The organism is Priestia sp. SIMBA_032, from assembly GCF_046535215.1.
GTDB lineage: Bacteria > Bacillota > Bacilli > Bacillales > Bacillaceae_H > Priestia > Priestia aryabhattai.
This window is the reverse complement of record NZ_JAWRXD010001041.1, coordinates 1-257: the sequence shown is the minus strand read 5'-3', so window position 1 is coordinate 257 and position 257 is coordinate 1. Positions and strand designations below refer to the sequence as shown.

Sequence of the window (257 nt, the reverse complement as noted above, 5' to 3'; positions counted from 1 at the left end):
GCGGGCGCGGTCGAGGTCGCTTCCTCGGTCAACGGCCAAATCATGCCGCCGGTCATGGGCGCCGCCGCCTTCCTTATGGTGGAGTACACCGACACGCCCTGCCTCCCCTTGTTTGGATTGCTCCATAGCTGTTCGCGCCAAGGAATATCCATTAATTTTATAGACCATTTGGGCAAATCCCGCACAATCAATTCCAAAAGGGGTTTTTCCTCCAGCTAAATATGGGGCTTTTAAGTACAGGATCGCCGTATCGACCA

The 257-nt window shown here is 54.1% G+C and carries 1 pseudogene; it reads left to right on the top strand.

Going from position 1 to position 257, the window contains the following annotated elements:
- Positions 1-99, top strand: a pseudogene (locus tag SB717_RS37515) (TRAP transporter large permease subunit); the annotation flags it as partial.
- Positions 100-257: the final 158 nt, after the last annotated feature.